This window comes from Rhizobium sp. NFACC06-2, assembly GCF_900101425.1.
GTDB lineage: Bacteria > Pseudomonadota > Alphaproteobacteria > Rhizobiales > Rhizobiaceae > Agrobacterium > Agrobacterium leguminum.
In genome coordinates this window covers 26,867-45,802 of sequence record NZ_FMVA01000018.1, presented here as the reverse complement: position 1 = coordinate 45,802, position 18,936 = coordinate 26,867, and the positions used below count along the sequence as shown (strand labels likewise).

Sequence of the window (18,936 nt, the reverse complement as noted above, 5' to 3'; positions counted from 1 at the left end):
CGGCCTAGTCCTTCAGCTGCGGCAGGTTGCGGAAAAGTTCAAGCGCTTCGGGATTGGCGAGCGCATCGGCATTCTTCACCGGCCGGCCATGAATGGTGTCGCGCACCGCGATTTCGGAAATCTTGCCCGAACGGGTGCGGGGAATGGCGCTGACGGCAATGATCCTTGCCGGCACATGCCGCGGCGTGGCACCCGAGCGGATGCGGCTGCGGATGGTCTTTTCCAGCTCTTCCGTCAAAACCGCGCCGCCCTTCATGCGCAGGAAGAGGATGACCCGCTGGTCGCCGTCGATATCCTGCCCCACGGCAATGGCCTCTTCGACCTCAGGCACGGTTTCCACCTGCCGGTAGATCTCCGCGGTCCCGATGCGCACCCCGCCAGGATTGAGCGTCGTATCCGAACGGCCATGGATGACATAACCGCCGGAGGGGCGCATTTCGGCGAAATCGCCATGCGCCCAGATGCCCGGAAACCGGTCGAAATAGGCGGCCCGATAGCGCGAACCATCCTCATCGCCCCAGAATTTGACCGGCATGGACAGATGCGCATTGCGGCAGACGAGTTCGCCGGCGACGCCGCGAACGGAACGGCCTTCATCGTCCAGCGTGTCGATATCCATGCCGAGCATCGCACCCTGCAATTCACCGCGATGCACTGGCTGCAAAGGGTTGCCGCCGAGGAAACAGGCGCAGATATCCGTGCCGCCGGAAATGGAGGCCAGGTGCACGTCAGCCTTCCAATCGCGATAGATATAATCGAAGGATTGCGGGATGAGCGGCGAGCCGGTGGAAAGAATTGTCCGCAGCGATGAAAGATCGTGGCTTTCGCGCGGCTTCAGCCCGGCCTTCAGGCAGGCGTCGATAAACTTCGCCGACGTGCCGAAAGTGGCGATCCGTTCGGCGTCGATGAGGTCGATCAGCCGCGCAGGGTTGGGATAACCGGGATTGCCGTCATAGGTGACGAGCGTAGCGCCGAGCGCCAGACCGGAGACCTGCCAGTTCCACATCATCCAGCCGCAGGTGGTGAAATAGAAGAAGCGCTCCCCTTCCTGAATATCGCATTGCAGTTTCAGCTCCTTCATGTGCTGAAGAAGCAAACCGCCGCCGGAATGGGTGATGCATTTCGGCTTGCCGGTCGTGCCCGAGGAATAAAGGATCGCCAGCGGCGCCTTGACGGGCAGACGGTTGAAGGCAATCTCGCCCGCCGCATAAGGCGCGACGAAATCCTTAAGCGTCACGCAGCCGAGATCGGCAAGGTTTTCGGGCACGGCATCGCCGATCAGCACGATCTTCTCAGGCGCCGCGCTTTCCGCCACCGCCCGAATGGTCGGGCCGACATCGATGCGTTTGCCGGCATAACCATATTCCGGCACGGCGATGAGAATTTTTGGACCGATCTGCGACAGGCGGTCGGAGGCTCCCGCCGGGCCGAAATCCGGCGAGCAGGAAGACCAGATCGCGCCGATGGCGCTGACAGCCAGATAACTCACGATCGCCTCAATATCATGGGTGACGATGGCCCCGACGCGATCGCCTTCGCTCACACCGGCATGGGCAAGCGCCTGCACCATGCGGGACACGTCGTCGTAAAGCTCTCTGCGGGTAATCTCGCGTCTTGTGCCATCGTCGCGATGGGCGATGATGGCCAGCCGCTCGTCGGCATCGCGCAGCAGGTTTTCTGCATAGTTGAGCCTTGCGCCCGGATAGAATTCGGCATCCCGGATCGTCGCGCCCGGTTTGACCGCCGTGTCGCCGCGTGTGCCAATGATCCCGAGTTCATCCCACAGCGCATCGTAAAACTCATCCGGCGCGTTGATGGACCAGCGCAGCAGGCCGGCATAATCATCGGCGGCCTGCCCGTGCAGCTTTGCCGTTTTCGTCGCGAAGGAGAAAAGCGCCGAGCGCTCCAGCCTTTCCCTCGGTGGCACCCACAAAATATCGGAAGGCGCGGCGTCCGTCATGCTTCGCTCCCGCGCAGCATTTCGACGATGGCGGAAAAATCGCGTCCGCCGCTCCCCTCATCGACGAAGGTCTCGTAAAGCGTCGCCGCCGCCGCACCGAGCGGGGTGGAAGCCCCGGCTCCATTGGCGGCCTCCTGCGAAAGCTTCAGATCCTTCAGCATCAGGGCCGCCGCAAATCCGGGCTGGTAATCCTTGTTGGCGGGCGATGTCGGCACCGGTCCCGGCACCGGGCAATAGGTGGTGAGCGACCAGCATTGCCCGGAAGAGGTGGAGGCGACGTCGAACAGCGCCTGATGTGAGAGGCCGAGTTTTTCGCCCAGAACAAAAGCTTCCGAAACGGCGATCATGGAAATGCCGAGGATCATGTTGTTGCAGATTTTGGCCGCCTGGCCGTTACTGCCCTTGCCGCAATGCACGATCTTCTTGCCCATCACCTCCAGCACCGGCTTTGCCGCAGAGAAGGCCGCAGCCTCGCCGCCGCACATGAAGGTCAGGGTGCCGGCGGCAGCCCCGCCCGTGCCGCCGGAAACGGGTGCATCGACCGAGGGGCAACCGGCGGAAGCGGCCAGTTCATGCGCCTTAAGCGCGCTTTCCATATCCACCGTCGAGCAGTCGATGAGAAGCGTTCCAGCAGGGATTTTCCGAACCAGATCGCCATAGACCGAAACGACATGTTCGCCCTTCGGCAGCATGGTGATGATGACGTCAGCGGCTTCGATGGCCTCGGCAGAACCCGCAGCAACGGGAACGCCCGCCTCTTTCGCCGCCGCGCGGCAGGCTTCGGAAAGATCGTGACCCCTGACGGCATATCCGGCCTTGACGAGATTGGCGGCCATGGGCAGGCCCATATGTCCCAGCCCGATAAAAGCGACGGTCTTCATCGGAGCGCTCCTTTCAGCGATTATCCGCAAGGATCATGTCGGCGGCCTTTTCGGCAATCATGATCGTCGGGGAATTGGTATTTCCGGATGTGATGCGCGGCATCACCGATGCGTCGGCGACGCGCAGCCCGGCGAGCCGGCGGAATTTCAGACGCGCATCGACCACGCTTTCCATATCCGACCCCATGCGCAGCGTGCCGACGGGGTGGAAGATGGTGGTGCCGATATCCCCCGCCGCCTTGGCAAGATCATTGTCGTTTTCAAAGGAGGGACCCGGCTTGTATTCCTGCGGCTTGAAGCGCGCGAAGGCCGGTTGGGCGACGATGCGGCGCGTCAGCCGCATGGCGTCGATGGCCACCTGGCGGTCGCCTTCGGTGGAAAGATAGTTCGGGCGGATTTCCGGCTGCATGGCGAAATCCGGTCCTTTCACATGCACTGAGCCCCGGCTTTCCGGCCGCAAATTGCAGACACTTGCGGTAATGGCCGGAAAAGTGTGAACCGGATCGCCGAACTTGTCGAGTGAAACCGGCTGGACATGATATTCCAGATCGGCGGTTTCCTTCTCGGGTGAAGAACGGGTGAAAACACCGAGCTGGCTCGGCGCCATCGACATCGGCCCGGAGCGCGTCAGCGCATATTCAAGACCGATCCGCGCCTTGCCGAACAGGGTGGAGGCCCTTTCATTCAGCGTCAGGACACCGGAGACCTTGTAGACCATGCGCAGTTGCAGATGGTCCTGCAGGTTTTCTCCCACCCCCTGAACCTCGGCCACGGTGCCGATACCCGCGGCCTGAAGCACATCACCACGGCCGACGCCGGAAAGCTCCAGAACATGCGGCGAACCGATCGCGCCGGCGGACAGCACCGTCTCGCGCCGCGCCCGCATCTTTTTCAAGACGCCGTCATGGTGGAACTCCACCCCCGTAACATGGCCTTCTTCGATGATGAGACGCTTGACATGGGCCTTGGTCAGAACCGTCAGGTTCTTGCGGCCAAGCGCCGGTTTCAGAAATGCCTTGGCCGTATTCCAGCGCCAGCCGGAGCGCTGGTTCACATCGAAATAACCGGCCCCCTCATTGTCGCCCCGGTTGAAATCGTCGGTTGCGGGAATGCCGGCTTCGCCCGCCGCCTTCTGGAAAGCATCCAGCACATCCCAGCGCACGCGCGCCTTTTCAACGCGCCACTCGCCGCCGGCGGAGTGCAGATCGCTTTTTCCCCGATAAAAGTCTTCCGATTTCAGGAAATAGGGCAGGATGTCGTTCCACCCCCAGCCCTCGCAGCCGAGTTGACGCCAGACGTCGTAGTCCCGCGCCTGGCCGCGCATATAGATCATGCCGTTGATGGAGGAGCAGCCGCCAAGCACCTTGCCGCGCGGATAGATCAGCGAGCGGCCGTTAAGCCCCGGCTCTTCCGCCGTCTTGAAACACCAGTCGGTGCGCGGATTGTTGATGCAATAGAGATAACCGACGGGAATATGGATCCAGTGGTAATTGTCGTTGCCGCCCGCTTCCAGCAGCAGCACGCGGTTGTTCGGATCTTTCGAAAGGCGGTTGGCGAGAACGCATCCGGCACTCCCCGCTCCGATGACGATATAGTCATATTCGCCCATGCTCTTCTCCACGCGCCGCCCTTGCCGCGTCGTCCCGGACGCGGAGGAGGCCTTTCCTGTGTTTTCAAAAACGTCTAGCTGCGGTGCTGAAAGCCGAGTTTTCTCCCGAGCCGCGACGCGTAAAATTCGCCGATCAAACCGCGCCGGAACACCAGAACGCAGGCCATGAACACGAGACCGGTGATGATGGTGACCGGGAAATCGGACGTCGCGAGATAGTTCTGCAGGGTGACGACGAGACCCGCACCGAAGATCGGGCCAATCATGGTGCCGATTCCGCCGAGCAGCGTCATCAGGATAACTTCGCCCGACATCTGCCAGGTGACGTCGGTGAGCGTCGCAAACTGGAAGACCAGCGCTTTGAGGCCACCCGCAAGACCGGCCAGCGTCGCCGACATGACGAAAGCACCGAGCTTGTAGCGCTGGACGCTGTAGCCCAGCGAAATGGCGCGTTGCTCATTTTCGCGGATCGATTTCAGGATCATGCCGAAGGGCGAGTTGACGAAACGCCAGATGACCAGAAGTGCGAGCACAAAGGCGACAAGCACCGTATAATAGATATTGAGTGGCGCATTGAGGTCGAGAAGGCCGAAGAGATGGCCGCGCGGCACGCCCTGCAAGCCATCCTCACCATGGGTGAAGGGCGCCTGAAGGCAGAAGAAATAAAACATCTGCGACAGTGCCAGCGTGATCATGGCGAAATAGATGCCCTGGCGGCGGATGGCGAAGAAGCCGATGACGAGACCGAGCAGCGCCGCCCCCGCCATGCCGATGATAAGGCCGATTTCCGGCGTCACGCCCCATTCCTTCACCGAATAGGCGGTGAAATAGGCTGCACCGCCGAAAAACGCCGCATGGCCGAAGGAGAGCAGCCCGGTGTAACCGATCAGGAGGTTGAAGGCACAGGCAAACAGCGCAAAGCACAGCAGCTTCATCAGAAAGATCGGATAAACGAACATCGGCGCGGCGATGAGGACGGCAAGCCCTGCGAGAATAAGCACGGTCTTGATGGTGCCGGCAGTCGTCGAAACCTCCGTTTGCGGCATTGCTCCGGCGGTGGGGCTATGGGTGGCTTTGGACATATCAGGCGTCCTTTCCGAAAAGTCCGGCGGGGCGGATGAGCAGCACAAAGGCCATGATGACGAAGATGACGATGTTGGAGGCTTCCGGGTAGAACACTTTGGTCAGGCCCTCTGCGACGCCCAGCATGTAACCGGTGACAATGGCGCCCATGATCGACCCCATGCCGCCGACCACGACCACGGCAAAGACGACGATGATGAGGTTCGTGCCCATCAGCGGCGAGACCTGATAGATCGGCGCGGCGAGAACCCCGGTGAAACCGGCAAGGCCGGCACCCAGCGCGTAGGTCAGCGTCAGGAGAACAGGCACATTGATGCCGAAAGCCTGCACCAGCGTCGGGTTTTCTGTCGCAGCGCGCAGATAGGAGCCAAGCCGCGTCTTTTCGATCAACGCCCAGGTGGCGATGCAGACGATGAGCGAGATGACGACGACGAAAGCGCGGTAATTCGGCAGGAACATGAAGCCGAGATTGGTGCCGCCGGCAAGCTGCGGCGGAACCGAATAGGGCTGGCCAGCAGCGCCATAAAGCCAGCGGAACGTGCCTTCCACCACCAGCGCGAGACCGAAGGTGAACAGCAGCCCGTAAAGCGGATCGAGATCATAAAGCCGCGACAGCAGGAAGCGTTCGATGATCGCGCCGAACAAAGCGACGACGAGCGGCGTGACGATGAGCGCCACCCAGAAATTGATGCCGAAATATTGCAGGCCGAGGAAGGCGACAAAAGCGCCGAGCATATATTGCGCGCCATGGGCAAAATTGATGACGCGCAGCAGGCCGAAAATGACGGCGAGACCGAGCGACAGCAGAGCATAGAACGACCCGTTGATGAGGCCGACCAGCAATTGCCCGAGAAGCGCCTGAATGGGAACGCCGAAGATCATCGTCATGGTTAAACCCCCAGCACCTTGTTGAGCTCGCCCATGCGGCCGGAAAGCTCGCTGACCGGAAAATTGCTGACCATCTGGCCGTGATCCATCAGGTAGAAACGGTCAGCGATGCGGCTCGCGAAACGGAAATTCTGCTCGACCAGAACCACGGTCATGCCGCGGCTCTTCAGCTTCTGCAGCACCTCGCCGATGCGTTGCACGATGACCGGGGCAAGTCCTTCGGTCGGTTCGTCAAGCAAGAGTACCTTCACGCCGGTGCGCAGGATGCGCGCCATGGCCAGCATCTGCTGCTCGCCGCCGGAAAGCTTGGTGCCGGGGCTGGTGCGGCGTTCGTAAAGATTGGGAAACAGCTCGTATATCTCATCGAGCGTCATGCCGCCGGATGCGACGACGGGCGGCAGCTTCAGGTTTTCCTCGACGCTCAGCGTCGCGAAGATGCCGCGCTCCTCCGGCACGAAACCGAGGCCGTATTTCGCCGTGCGATGCAGCGGCACCGGCATCAGATCCTTGCCGCCGAGCTTGATGACGCCCTTGCGGTTGCGGATGATGCCCATGATGGTGCGCAGCGTCGTGGTCTTGCCCACGCCATTGCGCCCGAGAATGGTGATGGTTTCGCCTTCGCCGACGGTCAGGTCGACGCCATGCAGCGCCTGGCTTTCGCCGTACCAGGATTTCAGGTTGGAGACTTCGAGCATTGCCGCCATATCAAGCCTCCTCCGTGCCCATATAGGCCGTGCGCACGCGCGGATCGGCGGAGACAGTGGCATAATCGCCCTCCGCCAGAATTTCACCGCGTTGCAACACCGTAACGTGGTGGCAGATATCGGCCACGACTTTCAGATTATGTTCGACCATCAGCACCGCGCGTGTCTTTGCCACCTCGCGGATGAGTTCGGCCACATGGGCGACATCCTCGCCGCCCATGCCGGCCATCGGTTCATCCAGCAGCAGAACCTTCGGATCGAGCGCCAGCGTGGTCGCGATTTCGAGAACCCGCTTGCGGCCGTAGGAAAGATCGGCCGCAAGCGCATGTTTTTCCCGTGTCAGGCCGACCATGGCGATCAGCTCCTCGGCGCGGGCGTTCAGCCTGTCGAGCGAGGAGAGCGGCAGCCAGAACTGCGTGGCGAGGCTGTTCGGCCGCTGCAACGCCACCCGCACGTTTTCCAGAACCGTCAGATGCGGAAACACCGCCGATATCTGGAAAGAGCGCACGAGGCCGAGACGCGCCACCTTGTCCGGTGGCGTCTTTGTTATATCCGTTCCCATGAAGGTGATCGCCCCGCCTGTCGGCTGGAGAAACTTGGTCAACAGGTTGAAGACCGTTGTCTTGCCGGCGCCGTTGGGGCCGATCAGCGCATGCACGCGGGCATGGTGGACGTCGAGATCGACGTTTTTCACGGCCGCGAATGCGCCGAAGGTCTTGGAGAGACCGCGCGCCGAAAGAACGACGCGAGGTTCGGCCTGCCCGGCAAGGGCGGGAGCGATCGTCATCAAGCTTTCCCCTTTTTATTCTTCTTTACTGCGTTACCAGCGGGCAACCGCTCTTTGCGGGGTCCATGAAGGCTTCCTTGCCGGGGATGGTGGCAAGTACCTTGTAATAATCCCACGGCTGCTTGCTTTCGTCCGGCTTCTTCACTTCCATGAGATACATGTCGTGGATCATGCGGCCGTTGGCGGCCACATGGCCGTCCTTCGAGAAGACGTCGTTGACCGGCATTTCCTTCATGGCCTTGGCGACGGCATCGGCATCGTCTGTGCCGGCCTTTTCGATGGCCTTCAGGTAGTGCAGCACGGCGGAATAGGTGCCGGCATGCACCATGTTCGGCATGGCGCCGGTGCGTTCCTTGAAGCGTTCGCCGAACTTGCGCGATTCATCGTCGCGGTCCCAATAAAAACCTTCCGTCAGCGTCAACCCTTGAGCCGCTTCGAGACCGAGGCCGTGGACTTCTGCAAGCGTGAAGAGAAGCGCCGCAAGCCGCTGGCCGCCGGCGACGATGCCGAATTCGGCCGCCTGCTTGATGGCGTTGGAGGTATCGAGACCGGCATTGGCAAGACCGATGACCTTCGCGCCCGAGGACTGCGCCTGCAGCAGGAAGGAGGAATAGTCCGTCGTGGCAAGCGGATGGCGCACGGAACCCAGAACCTTACCGCCATTGGATTTGACGAAATTCGACGTGTTTTCTTCCAGCGAATAACCGAAGGCATAGTCGGCGGTCAGGAAGAACCAGCTGTCACCGCCCTGCTTGACGAGCGCGCCACCGGTGCCGACCGCCAGCGAATAGGTGTCATAGGCCCAATGGAAACCATAGGGGCTGCACTGCTTGCCCGTCAGCTCGGTGGTTGCCGCACCCGTATTGATGGTGATCTTCTTTTTGTCCTTCGACAGCGCCTGCACGGCAAGGCCGACCGACGACGAGGTCAGTTCCATGATCGAATCGACCTGTTCGGTATCATACCATTGGCGGGCGATATTGGAGGCGACGTCCGCCTTGTTCTGGTGGTCGGCGGTCACCACTTCCACCGGCGCGTCCAGCACCTTGCCGCCGAAATCCTCGACCGCCATCTTCGCGGCTTCATAAGAGTATTTGCCGCCGAAATTGGCGTAGACGCCCGACTGGTCGTTCAAAATGCCGATCTTGACCTTGCCGTCCGAAATCTCGGCGGCATAAGCGGCGGTGCCAGCGGCCAGCGCCATGGCCGTGGATAAAACGATACTCTTACGCATGACTTCTCCTCCCAGAGATGATTGCGAGCCTCAGATGGGTCTGTGCAACGGTGAACGAAACCGCCTGCGGGCTTCCATGCCATTGCACCTGAACGGTCACACCGCCCTCCTCAAAGCGATGCATCCTGAGCCTAGACTTCTCGAATTCGGCCGTTGACACAAGAGCGGGGCATCATCAAATTGCGAACAGGAACTGTTCATTTTTGAACAGAACTCTTGATGGGAGACAAATATGGCCACCCCTTTCACCTGGGACGACCTGCAATATTTTCTGGCCGTGGCCCGCACCGGACAGCTCTCGTCGGCAGCTCGAAGCCTGCGCACCAGCCACGCCACCGTCTCCCGCCATATCGACCGGCTGGAATTCTCGCTTAAAACCAAGCTGTTCGAGCGAAACCCGCGCGGTTATGAACTGACGACCGTCGGGCGGCGGCTGGTGGATACGGTCGAGCGTATCGAGGCGGAAGCCGAAAGGCTGCAATCGGATATTTCCGAAAGCGGCAGCCTGCTGCGCGGCGTGGTGCGGCTCAGCGCGCCTGAAGGTTTTTCCAATTTTTTCTTCGTGGAAAGGCTGAAGGACTTCGCCATCACGCATCCTCACATCATGGTGGAGATGGTGACGATCCAGCAGATCATGGCGCTTTCCCGAAAGGAGGCGGATGTCGCCGTCACGCTCGATCCGCCGAAAGCCGGTCCCTATATCAACGAACAGATCATCGATTATACGCTGCATATCTATGCCTCGCGTTCCTATCTCGCCGGACGGCCGAGAATCACCAAGCGCGAGGACCTGCTCGATCACTTCTTCATCGGTTACGTACAGGACCTGATCTTCTCACCCGGCCTTGATTATATGCGCGATGTGCTGCCCGGCCTGCGTCCGGGCTTTCAGTCCTCGAGTATTTTCGCGCAGCTGACGGCCACGCTGAGCGGCAGGGGCCTGTGCATCCTGCCGAATTTCATCGCCGCGCGCTTTCCGGATTTGCAGATGGTGCTTGCCGGCGAAGTGGAACTGCGGCGCGGCTACTGGCTGACGAGCCATCAAGACCTTGCCAATGTGCCGCGTGTGCGCTCGCTGATGGACTTCATTCTCACCACGGCGCGCGCGCATGAAAAACTCTTCATCCTCGACCGCAGGATGATGGTCTGAACAGCCATCGTTCACATTTCGGCGACACCGTGTCTACGCGCGGCTGGTTGGAGGATACGCGTGCCAGCCTATATGACTGACAACAACGAAGCCGGTTTGTGAAGACCGGCATCCTCCGACATCTGGAAGGTCATCATGAAAAAGATCGGATTCCTGTCCTTCGGCCACTGGACGCCCTCGCCCCAGTCGCAAACCCGCTCGGCTGCTGACACGCTGCTGCAATCGATAGACCTCGCCGTCGCGGCGGAAGAACTGGGCGCCGACGGCGCATATTTCCGCGTGCACCATTTCGCCCGCCAGCTTGCCTCGCCCTTTCCGCTGCTGGCTGCCGTCGGCGCGCGCACGAAAAAGATCGAGATTGGCACCGGCGTCATCGACATGCGTTATGAAAACCCGTTCTACATGGCGGAGGACGCCGGTTCGGCCGACCTCATCGCCGGCGGACGCCTGCAGCTCGGCATCAGCCGCGGCTCGCCGGAGCAGGTGATCGATGGCTGGCGTTATTTCGGTTACCGCCCGGCCGAGGGCCAGAGCGAAGAAGACATGGCGCGTCAGCACACCGAAGTCTTCCTCGAGCTTTTGAAGGGCGAAGGTTTCGCTGAGCCGAATCCGCGCCCGATGTTCCCGAACCCGCCCGGCCTTTTGCGGCTGGAGCCGCATTCCGAAGGGCTGCGCGAGCGCATCTGGTGGGGTTCGAGTTCCAATGCAACGGCGGTGTGGGCGGCAAAGCTCGGAATGAACCTGCAAAGCTCCACCCTGAAGACCGATGAAACAGGCGAGCCTTTCCATGTCCAGCAGGCGCAGCAGATCCGCACCTTCCGGGAAGCCTGGAAAGAAGCAGGCCACACCCGCGAGCCGCGTGTATCGGTCAGCCGCAGCATCTTCGCCCTCGTCAACGACCGCGACCGGTCCTATTTCGGTTACGGCAACGAAGGCGACGACAAGATCGGTTATATAGACGACAAGACACGCGCGATCTTCGGGCGCAGCTATGCCGCCGAGCCGGAAAAACTGATCGAACAGCTGAAAGCCGACGAGGCCATCGCCGAGGCCGACACGCTGCTCCTGACCGTGCCGAACCAGCTGGGCGTCGATTACAACGCCCATGTGATCGAGACGATCCTCAAGCAGGTAGCGCCGGCTCTCGGCTGGCGCTAAATTTGGAAAAATTGCATCATCCGTACTCCGTCACCCCGGACTTGATCCGGGGTCCAGCGCGATCAAGTCTTTGATCGCGGGAGACTCCACTCACAGCGCAGACGCGCCGTGGCTGGATGCCGGAATCTAGTCCGGCATGACGGAGGACGGACTTACCTCCCTTAAAATCCGGGCTGTGTACCGCTGCTCATTTCAACGCCTTGCCATAACGGGCGAAACTTTCCGCCAGCGGCGTCGTGCTGGCGCCGGGGCGCTCCGGACGTTTGTAGACACCGTCCCGCACATGGATCGGCTCTTCGAAGTGATCCTTGATCCAGGGAATATATTCGAGAATGGTCGAAGCCGGGTGCCAGTAGCTCAGATGCACATGCACCTGGCTCATCTCACCGGCATGCGGCACCACGGGCAGGCGATGGGCGAGCGCGAGATCGGCAACCTGAATATATTCGGTGATGCCGCCAAGCCGGGTCACATCCGGCTGGACATAAGCAACCGCACCGGCATCGATGAATGAGCGGAACGCATCCACCGTGTAAAGCTGCTCCCCGAGCGCAATGGGAATGGACGTATTGCGCGCCAGCCGCGCATGGCTCGTCACATCGTCATACCAGAGAGGCTCCTCGAACCAGTAAATGTCCAGATCTTTCGCCGCCGCGCAGAAACGCTGGCATGTGGGCAAATCCCACTTGCCGTTGCCGTCAATGGCGATGCGGATGGACGAACCGACACGCTTGCGGACGGCCGCAAGGCGGGCAATATCGATATTCGGGTCGTCATGCCCGACCTTGATCTTCAGCCGGGTGAAACCGTCTTCCTCCACCGCCCTTGTGCTGCCCGCCAGCAAATCCTCCAGCGTGAAGGAAAGCCAGCCAATATCGGTATTATAGGCTTCCACCGCCGCCGTGCGCGCGCCGCCAAGATAGTGCCAGAGCGGCACGCCCGCCTTTTTCGCCTTCAGATCCCAGAGCGCAACGTCAATTGCGGCCAGCGCCAGATGGGTGATGCCCGCCCTGCCGACCCATTGCAGCGCCGGATAACGGGCCAGTTTCGTCCACAGCCTCGAATGCTCAGACGCATCCTCCCCCACCAGCAAGGGCGCGTAACAATCGCTGATGCAGGATGTGATCAGCCTGTCCGACGGCAGATGCGCGTGGGTGCCGGTAAAACCATAGCCCTCAAGGCCATCGCTGGTGGTGATCTTTGCACCGACGACGCCCCAATGGGTGATGCTGTGGGTGGAATCGGAAATGGACTCCGATGTCAGCGGCAGGTGCAGGATGAAAGGTTCGACGGCGGTAATTTTCATGATCGGTCATTCCTCGATTGCTGATCGCTTGCGGGGAGGAATAGACGCCGCGTCCCCGCGACCATGGCCGCGAAGATGGCTTTCGGGAGATCGCCAGACCGCCCTCCTCCAGCAGCCTGCTTCCAATGAGGGATAGAGCTAAAGGAAAAATGGCCTTTGTAAAATAAAAAATTTTTTATTTTTAATATTCAGCCATTGCCAGCCCTTCGAAGCTGGGCAATGATGCCGCCATGAACTCGCTGGTCAAAGTCACGCTCGCCGAACAGGCGCATCAGGAACTGCGCGCACGCATCGTCAGCGGCAGATTGCGCGGCGGTGAACGCCTGCTGCCCAATGAGCTTGCCGCCGATCTCGGCATCAGCCCCACGCCGGTCAAGGAAGCCTGCCTGAAACTCGAGGCCGATGGGCTGGTAGTCAATTCCTCCCGTCGCGGCATGGTGGTGCGCGATTTCACCGTGGAGGATGTGGAGGAACTTTACGCCGCCAGAATGCTGCTCGAAAAAGGCGCGGTGGAAGTGGCGTTCGACGCCGGGCAACTGGATGGAGCGCTGCACGCGGAACTGCTGGAAAGCCTTGCGAAACATCGTAAATTCGCCAAAGGCTCAACGCTCGACGAATTGTCGAAAGCGCTTTTTTACGACCGCAGCTTCCATACGACCCTTGTGTCGGCCGCACGCATTCCGGTCATTTCCGGCTCGCATGGACGCATTCTCGACCAGACCCACACGGTTTTCGTCTCGATCCTCGGCGACTACGCCCGCTCGGTCGAAGAGCACCAGAATATCGCCGATGCCATCGCCGCCGGCAGCAAGGCCCAGATCGTCGATGCCCTGTGGCGGCATCTCGAGCGCAGCCGCCAGAATACGCTGCGCCAGGTCCGGCTGCTCAAAGAGGCCGGCGCCTGATCATTCCGCATATAGGGGAGGAACCGACATGATGCGCCACAAGCCGGACGCCGCGATGAAAGCGGCGCAAACCACAACGGTCCCGTTCCGCCTGGGGATTTCGCATCGATGACAGACCGGCTTTCCGCTGCAACCCTGCCCCGCCTGCCGCAATCCGTCACGACACCCGCCTATAACCGTCAAAGCGTCACGCCCGGCATCGTCCACCTCGGCGTCGGGGCCTTTCATCGGGCGCATCAAGCGGTTTTCATCGACGATTGCCTTAGTCGTGGCGAAACCCGATGGGGCATCGTCGCGGCATCGCTGCGCAGCCCGGATACGCGCGACGCCATCGAGCCGCAGGATAATCTCTACACCTTTTGCCTGCGAGACGGGAAGAGCGAGCGCCTGCGCATCATCGGCTCGATTATCGAAACCATCGTCGCGCCGGAAGAGCCCGAGCGGCTGGTGGAGCGGATGGCCGATCCGCGCGTCCTCATCGTCACCCTGACCGTGACGGAGAAGGGTTACCTGACCAATCTCGCCTCCCGCAGCCTGCTGCGCGATCATCCCGATATCGTCCATGATATCGAAAACCCGGAGCGGCCGCGCTCCATCTTCGGCTTCATCCTTGCGGCCACACGGCGCAGGCGCAGGCAAGGTTCTCAGCCCCTGACGCTCCTTTCCTGCGACAACCTGCCCGCCAACGGCCATGTGCTGCAAAAGCTGCTGCTGGAATTTGCGGAACTGGCCGATCCGGAACTGACGTCCTTCATCGAAACCAATATTGCCTGCCCCTGCTCGATGGTGGACCGGATCGTTCCCGCTACCACGGATGCGGACCGCGAGCAGATTTCGACCGCACTCGGCCTCAGCGATGCCTGGCCGGTGGTGGCCGAACCCTATTTCCGTTTTGTCATTGAGGACCGTTTTCCGCATGGAAGGCCGGCGCTCGAGAAATCGGGCGTGGAATTCGTCGGCAATGTTGAGCCATACGAGCATATGAAGCTCAGAATTCTGAACGGCTCCCACAGCGCCATCGCCGCCATCGGCCAGATTGCCAGCCTTGCGACGGTGGCGGATGCATGGAATGAAAAGCCCGTGCGCGATTTCATCGACGCCTATTGGCGCGAGATCGAACGGACGCTCGACCCCGCCGTTGACGGGGCGGAATTCGCAGCCGGCCTGCGGGAGCGGTTCGCCAATCCCTCATTGCAGCACACGACCATGCAGATCGCCTCGGATGCGTCGCAGAAAGTACCGCTGCGCATTCTTGGCCCCTTGCGCGAATTGCTTGCGGAGAAGGCCGAAAGCCGGGCGGTCATTTTCGCCGTCGCGCTCTGGATAAGGTCCTGCGCGGACAAAAATGAAAAGGGGCAGCCGATCACCATTCTCGATCCCGCTTTCAAGGAGTGGGACGCGCCGGATCAACTGGCAATGGCGCCGGATGCGGTGGTCGACCGTTTTCTGACTTTCGAACGCACATTTGGCAGCGACCTGCCCGGGAACGAAACCTTCGTCCCAACCCTGAAAGCCGCCTATCGCGACATTCGGGAACACGGCGCGCTTGCGGCAATCGAGCGTTTCCTGAAGTCCTGAAAAAAGAACAGGCCGGAAATCCGGCCTGTTCCTAACCTATGTCGTCAGCCTTCAGGCTGTCGCTGCCAGCCGTGCCGCCTTGCGGCGTTCCACGCGGGCGCGGATGGCATCGACATCCGTGATCGGTGTCGCAGCGAAAAGCTGGCGGGTATAGGGGTGCTTCGGATCGGCGAAGAGTTCCTCGCGCGTGCCCTGCTCCACCGCCACACCCTTCGAAATGACCATCACATCGTCGGCGATGTAACGCACCACCGAAAGATCGTGGCTGACGAAAACATAGGTCAGCTCGAATTCTTCCTGAAGGTCGGCGAGAAGGTTCAGCACCTGCGCCTGCACCGAAAGATCGAGCGCGGAGACCGGCTCGTCCAGCACCAGCAGCGCCGGGTTCAGCATCAGTGCGCGCGCAATGGCGATGCGCTGGCGCTGGCCGCCGGAGAACATGTGCGGATATCGGTTGAAATGCTCAGGACCGAGACCGACCTTCACCAGCATGGCTTCGGCCCGCTCGCGGCGCTCGGAAGCCGGTATCTTGGTGTTGATGACCAGCGGTTCCATCAGCACGTCGCCCACCTTCTGGCGCGGATTGAGGCTGCCATAGGGGTTCTGGAACACCATCTGCACCTTGGAGCGCATCTCAGTATCGGGACGGCGTCTGGCGATATCGACAGGTTTGCCTTCGATCTTCAGTTCGCCGCCGGATGCCGGATCGATGAGCGCGATGATGCGGGCCAGCGTCGATTTACCGGAGCCGGATTCACCGACGATGGCGAGCGTCTTGCCGCGCTCGACGGCAAAATCGATGCCCTTCAGGGCCTGAACGGTCTTAGCGCCGCCGAACAGGCCGCCGGGAACGTGATAGTCGCGAGTAATGCCCTTGCCTTCGACAACGATACTCATTGAACGCCCTCCTTGCCGAAGAAATCGGAAACCGTGGGCAAACGGTCGCCGGTGGCATTTTCCGGCAGGGCCGAAAGCAGTGCCTTGGTATAGGGATGCTGCGGGGCCTCGAACAGGCTCAAGACATCCGCCTCCTCCATCTTGCGGCCCTTATATTGCACGACGACGCGGTCGGCGGTTTCCGCCACCACGCCCATGTCATGGGTGATGAGGATCAGCGCCATGCCATATTCCGCCTGCAGGTTCATTAAGAGATCGAGAATCTGCTTCTGGATCGTCACATCGAGCGCAGTGGTCGGCTCGTCGGCGATCAGCAGGCGCGGCTTGGAAGCGATCGCAATCGCGATCATCACGCGCTGGCACTGGCCGCCCGACATCTGGTGCGGATAGGCCTTGAGCTTGGTTTCCGGCTCGGGAATGCCGACAGCCCGGAACAGTTCCAGAGCGCGGGCGCGCGCGGCAGCGCCGCTCATGCCGAGATTGAGGCGCAGAACCTCCTCGATCTGGAAACCGACCGTGAAGGACGGGTTGAGCGAGGCGACCGGCTCCTGGAAGATCATGGTGATCTCGCGACCGATCACCCGGCGGCGCTCCTGCGGCGACATGGCCAAAAGATTCTTGCCATCGAAGGTCATCTCGTCGGCGGTGATCGTCGCCGTATCGGGCAGAAGCCCCATTACGGCGAGCATCGATACCGACTTGCCGGAACCGGACTCGCCGACGATGGCCAGCACCTCGTGCTTGTCGACGGAAACATCGATGCCGTTGACGGCCGTGAAGGCGCCGGTGGCGGTGGCGAATTTGACAGTGAGGTTCTTGATTTTCAGCAGGCTCATCGCTCAGCTCCGCTTCAGTTTGGGATCGAGCGCATCGCGCAGGCCGTCACCCATGAGGTTGATGGCGAGCACCGAGATCAGGATCGTCAGGCCCGGAAGGGTCACGACCCACCAGGCGCGCAGGATGAATTCACGCGCTTCCGCCAGCATCGTGCCCCATTCGGAAGCGGGCGGCTGCGCGCCCATGCCGAGGAAGCCGAGTGCAGCCGCATCGAGAACCGCAGAGGAGAACGAAAGCGTTGCCTGCACGATCAGCGGCGCAAGGCAGTTCGGCAGGATGGTCTTGAACATCAGCCGCAGATTGCCGGCACCGGCCACGCGCGCGGCCGTGACATATTCACGCCTGAGCTCGCTCATGACGGCAGCGCGCGTCAGACGGGCAAAATGCGGCTGATAGACGATGGCAATGGCGATCATCGCGTTGGTGAGGCCCGGCCCAAGGATCGCGACAAGCACCAGCGCCAGAAGCAGAGATGGAAACGCCAGGATGACGTCCATGACGCGCATGATGACGGAATCGACCCAACCGCCGAAAAAGCCGGCAATGAGACCGATGACGATACCGCCGACGAGCGCGATAGAAACGACAACGATGCCAATGAACAGCGAATATTGCGCGCCGTAGATCAGGCGGGACAACATGTCACGCCCGACGGCGTCCGTGCCGAAGAAGAAGCCAGCGCGGCCGCCTTCCTGCCAGACCGGCGGCACGAGCAGGGCGTCGCGATATTGCTGTGTTGGATCATGCGGCGCGATGAGCGGCGCAAACACCGCGACAAGCACCAACAGGATGAAGACAGCAAGGCCAATGACGGCACCACGGTTCTGGCGAAAATAAAACCAGAAATCGGCGATCATCCGGCGGCGGATGGCGGCGTCAGAAAGCCTGACGACCGGAGCTGTGGTCACATCGCTCATTTGTGACGGATCCTTGGATTGATGAGGCCGTAGGTCAAATCGACGAGCAGGTTGACGATCATCACCAGGCCCGCAATCAACAGCAGGCCGCTCTGCACGACCGGATAGTCGCGGCGCGAGATGGAATCGATCATCCACTTGCCGATACCCGGCCAGGAAAAGATGGTTTCTGTCAGAATGGCACCCGCCATCAGCACGCCGATCTGGAGACCGATAGTGGTGATGACAGGGATCATGGCGTTGCGCAGCGCATGAATGCCAACGACGCGCGAAGGCGACATGCCCTTTGCGCGGGCCGTGCGCACATAATCCTCACCGAGAACTTCAAGCATGGCCGAGCGCGTCTGGCGCGCAATGACGGCAAGCGGAATGGTGGCAAGCACCACCGAGGGCAGGATAAGATGCGAAAACGCCGAGGCAAACGCGCCCTTCTGTCCCGAAATCAGGCTGTCGATCAGCATGAAACCGGTAACGGAGGGGAAGAAATACATCAGCGAGATTCGGCCTGACACCGGCGTCCATTGCAGGATACCGGAGAACATGATGATGAGCAGCAGCCCCCACCAGAAGATCGGCATGGAGAAGCCGACGAGCGCCGTCGTCATGGAAATCTGGTCGAACCAGGAGCCACGACGAATGGCGGCGATCACGCCGACCGGAACGCCAATCAGCGTTGCGATGATGATGGCAACGAGACCAAGCTCGACCGTCGCGGGAAAGAGCGACAGGAACTCGGTGAGAACCGGCTTCTTGGTGACCAGCGAATTGCCGAGATCGCCCTGAAGCAGCCGTCCGAGGAAATGGAGATATTGCTGCCAGATGGGCTGAGCAAAACCGAGCTGTTCGGCAAGCTGCGCATGCCGTTCGGGCGAAATACCACGCTCGCCCGCCATCAGCAGCACGGGATCGCCCGGCAGGACGCGCACGAAGGCGAAGGCGACGATGGTAATCCCGAGGAAGGTCGGAACGAGATAGAGAAGTTTGCCGAGAATGAACCGGATCATGGTTTTTTCCTGAAAAGACGCGCGGAAGAACAGGGTTC

17 protein-coding genes are annotated in these 18,936 nt (G+C 60.9%); 4 read left to right on the top strand and 13 right to left on the bottom strand.

Annotated elements, in window-relative coordinates:
• Window positions 1-4: 4 nt before the first annotated feature.
• The 8 genes from F3H58_RS23160 to F3H58_RS23125 all read right to left on the bottom strand — a co-directional run bounded on the left by F3H58_RS23160 (window position 5) and on the right by F3H58_RS23125 (window position 9,146).
• Complete coding sequence (locus F3H58_RS23160) at window positions 5-1,960, bottom strand: acetoacetate--CoA ligase (protein ID WP_149743922.1); 1,956 nt, start codon at window positions 1,958-1,960, stop codon at window positions 5-7.
• On the bottom strand, window positions 1,957-2,841 hold the full coding sequence (gene mmsB, locus F3H58_RS23155; RefSeq protein ID WP_149743921.1) for a 3-hydroxyisobutyrate dehydrogenase: 885 nt from the start codon (window positions 2,839-2,841) through the stop codon (window positions 1,957-1,959). The genes F3H58_RS23160 and mmsB overlap by 4 nt, the downstream gene beginning before the upstream one ends.
• A gap of 13 nt (window positions 2,842-2,854) precedes the next feature.
• Window positions 2,855-4,450 (bottom strand): GMC family oxidoreductase, encoded by a 1,596-nt coding sequence (locus F3H58_RS23150; RefSeq protein WP_149743920.1) that lies wholly within the window; start codon window positions 4,448-4,450, stop codon window positions 2,855-2,857.
• Between the two features lie 74 nt (window positions 4,451-4,524).
• Window positions 4,525-5,532, bottom strand: coding sequence for a branched-chain amino acid ABC transporter permease (locus tag F3H58_RS23145; RefSeq protein WP_149743919.1), 1,008 nt, complete (start codon window positions 5,530-5,532; stop codon window positions 4,525-4,527).
• Between the two features lies 1 nt (window position 5,533).
• Window positions 5,534-6,421, bottom strand: a complete 888-nt coding sequence (locus F3H58_RS23140; protein WP_149743918.1) for a branched-chain amino acid ABC transporter permease — start codon at window positions 6,419-6,421, stop codon at window positions 5,534-5,536.
• A gap of 2 nt (window positions 6,422-6,423) precedes the next feature.
• Window positions 6,424-7,125 carry an ABC transporter ATP-binding protein gene (locus tag F3H58_RS23135; protein ID WP_065657340.1) on the bottom strand — a complete coding sequence of 234 codons (702 nt, stop codon included), beginning with the start codon at window positions 7,123-7,125 and terminating at the stop codon, window positions 6,424-6,426.
• 1 nt (window position 7,126) lies between these two features.
• Window positions 7,127-7,912 (bottom strand): ABC transporter ATP-binding protein, encoded by a 786-nt coding sequence (locus tag F3H58_RS23130; RefSeq protein ID WP_149743917.1) that lies wholly within the window; start codon window positions 7,910-7,912, stop codon window positions 7,127-7,129.
• A 25-nt stretch (window positions 7,913-7,937) separates the two neighbouring features.
• The gene (locus F3H58_RS23125; protein ID WP_080857693.1) at window positions 7,938-9,146 is read right to left on the bottom strand and encodes an ABC transporter substrate-binding protein; all 1,209 of its coding nucleotides are present in this window, start codon (window positions 9,144-9,146) and stop codon (window positions 7,938-7,940) included.
• A 232-nt stretch (window positions 9,147-9,378) separates the two neighbouring features.
• On the opposite strand from F3H58_RS23125, the gene F3H58_RS23120 reads away from it, so the two are divergent.
• Entirely contained in the window at window positions 9,379-10,296 is a 918-nt protein-coding gene (locus tag F3H58_RS23120; RefSeq protein WP_065657343.1) for a LysR family transcriptional regulator, read from the top strand.
• Between the two features lie 135 nt (window positions 10,297-10,431).
• Entirely contained in the window at window positions 10,432-11,454 is a 1,023-nt protein-coding gene (locus tag F3H58_RS23115) for an LLM class flavin-dependent oxidoreductase (RefSeq protein ID WP_003522491.1), read from the top strand.
• Between the two features lie 187 nt (window positions 11,455-11,641).
• Here F3H58_RS23115 and F3H58_RS23110 read toward each other — a convergent pair whose 3' ends face one another.
• Window positions 11,642-12,760 carry a mandelate racemase/muconate lactonizing enzyme family protein gene (locus F3H58_RS23110; RefSeq protein ID WP_149743916.1) on the bottom strand — a complete coding sequence of 373 codons (1,119 nt, stop codon included), beginning with the start codon at window positions 12,758-12,760 and terminating at the stop codon, window positions 11,642-11,644.
• A 230-nt stretch (window positions 12,761-12,990) separates the two neighbouring features.
• On the opposite strand from F3H58_RS23110, the gene F3H58_RS23105 reads away from it, so the two are divergent.
• Together F3H58_RS23105 and F3H58_RS23100 are read left to right on the top strand one after the other, a co-directional pair.
• A complete protein-coding gene (locus F3H58_RS23105; protein ID WP_149743915.1) occupies window positions 12,991-13,665 on the top strand; it encodes a GntR family transcriptional regulator in 675 nt (224 codons plus the stop codon).
• Window positions 13,666-13,773: 108 nt separating this feature from the next.
• Window positions 13,774-15,243 (top strand): mannitol dehydrogenase family protein, encoded by a 1,470-nt coding sequence (locus F3H58_RS23100; protein WP_149743914.1) that lies wholly within the window; start codon window positions 13,774-13,776, stop codon window positions 15,241-15,243.
• A 51-nt stretch (window positions 15,244-15,294) separates the two neighbouring features.
• Here F3H58_RS23100 and F3H58_RS23095 read toward each other — a convergent pair whose 3' ends face one another.
• The 4 genes from F3H58_RS23095 to F3H58_RS23080 are packed head-to-tail and all read right to left on the bottom strand — an operon-like array spanning window position 15,295 to window position 18,898.
• Window positions 15,295-16,140, bottom strand: a complete 846-nt coding sequence (locus F3H58_RS23095; protein WP_080819997.1) for an ATP-binding cassette domain-containing protein — start codon at window positions 16,138-16,140, stop codon at window positions 15,295-15,297.
• On the bottom strand, window positions 16,137-16,976 hold the full coding sequence (locus tag F3H58_RS23090; protein ID WP_003522485.1) for an ABC transporter ATP-binding protein: 840 nt from the start codon (window positions 16,974-16,976) through the stop codon (window positions 16,137-16,139). Before F3H58_RS23090 ends, F3H58_RS23095 begins: the two co-directional genes overlap by 4 nt.
• Window positions 16,977-16,979: 3 nt before the next feature.
• A complete protein-coding gene (locus F3H58_RS23085; protein WP_063947192.1) occupies window positions 16,980-17,894 on the bottom strand; it encodes an ABC transporter permease subunit in 915 nt (304 codons plus the stop codon).
• Window positions 17,891-18,898, bottom strand: coding sequence for an ABC transporter permease subunit (locus F3H58_RS23080; protein ID WP_149743913.1), 1,008 nt, complete (start codon window positions 18,896-18,898; stop codon window positions 17,891-17,893). The genes F3H58_RS23085 and F3H58_RS23080 overlap by 4 nt, the downstream gene beginning before the upstream one ends.
• Between the last annotated feature and the right edge of the window lie 38 nt (window positions 18,899-18,936).

What these genes read in the sequence shown, in the direction of transcription:
- F3H58_RS23085 (WP_063947192.1), bottom strand. Translation starts at nt 17,894, where the DNA reads ATGAGCGATGTGACCACAGCTCCGGTCGTCAGGCTTTCTGACGCCGCC.
- F3H58_RS23100 (WP_149743914.1), top strand. Translation starts at nt 13,774, where the DNA reads ATGACAGACCGGCTTTCCGCTGCAACCCTGCCCCGCCTGCCGCAATCC.
- mmsB (WP_149743921.1), bottom strand. Translation starts at nt 2,841, where the DNA reads ATGAAGACCGTCGCTTTTATCGGGCTGGGACATATGGGCCTGCCCATG.
- F3H58_RS23095 (WP_080819997.1), bottom strand. Translation starts at nt 16,140, where the DNA reads ATGAGTATCGTTGTCGAAGGCAAGGGCATTACTCGCGACTATCACGTT.
- F3H58_RS23145 (WP_149743919.1), bottom strand. Translation starts at nt 5,532, where the DNA reads ATGTCCAAAGCCACCCATAGCCCCACCGCCGGAGCAATGCCGCAAACG.
- F3H58_RS23120 (WP_065657343.1), top strand. Translation starts at nt 9,379, where the DNA reads ATGGCCACCCCTTTCACCTGGGACGACCTGCAATATTTTCTGGCCGTG.
- F3H58_RS23090 (WP_003522485.1), bottom strand. Translation starts at nt 16,976, where the DNA reads ATGAGCCTGCTGAAAATCAAGAACCTCACTGTCAAATTCGCCACCGCC.
- F3H58_RS23150 (WP_149743920.1), bottom strand. Translation starts at nt 4,450, where the DNA reads ATGGGCGAATATGACTATATCGTCATCGGAGCGGGGAGTGCCGGATGC.
- F3H58_RS23135 (WP_065657340.1), bottom strand. Translation starts at nt 7,125, where the DNA reads ATGGCGGCAATGCTCGAAGTCTCCAACCTGAAATCCTGGTACGGCGAA.
- F3H58_RS23130 (WP_149743917.1), bottom strand. Translation starts at nt 7,912, where the DNA reads ATGACGATCGCTCCCGCCCTTGCCGGGCAGGCCGAACCTCGCGTCGTT.
- F3H58_RS23115 (WP_003522491.1), top strand. Translation starts at nt 10,432, where the DNA reads ATGAAAAAGATCGGATTCCTGTCCTTCGGCCACTGGACGCCCTCGCCC.
- F3H58_RS23160 (WP_149743922.1), bottom strand. Translation starts at nt 1,960, where the DNA reads ATGACGGACGCCGCGCCTTCCGATATTTTGTGGGTGCCACCGAGGGAA.
- F3H58_RS23110 (WP_149743916.1), bottom strand. Translation starts at nt 12,760, where the DNA reads ATGAAAATTACCGCCGTCGAACCTTTCATCCTGCACCTGCCGCTGACA.
- F3H58_RS23080 (WP_149743913.1), bottom strand. Translation starts at nt 18,898, where the DNA reads ATGATCCGGTTCATTCTCGGCAAACTTCTCTATCTCGTTCCGACCTTC.
- F3H58_RS23140 (WP_149743918.1), bottom strand. Translation starts at nt 6,421, where the DNA reads ATGACGATGATCTTCGGCGTTCCCATTCAGGCGCTTCTCGGGCAATTG.
- F3H58_RS23125 (WP_080857693.1), bottom strand. Translation starts at nt 9,146, where the DNA reads ATGCGTAAGAGTATCGTTTTATCCACGGCCATGGCGCTGGCCGCTGGC.
- F3H58_RS23105 (WP_149743915.1), top strand. Translation starts at nt 12,991, where the DNA reads ATGAACTCGCTGGTCAAAGTCACGCTCGCCGAACAGGCGCATCAGGAA.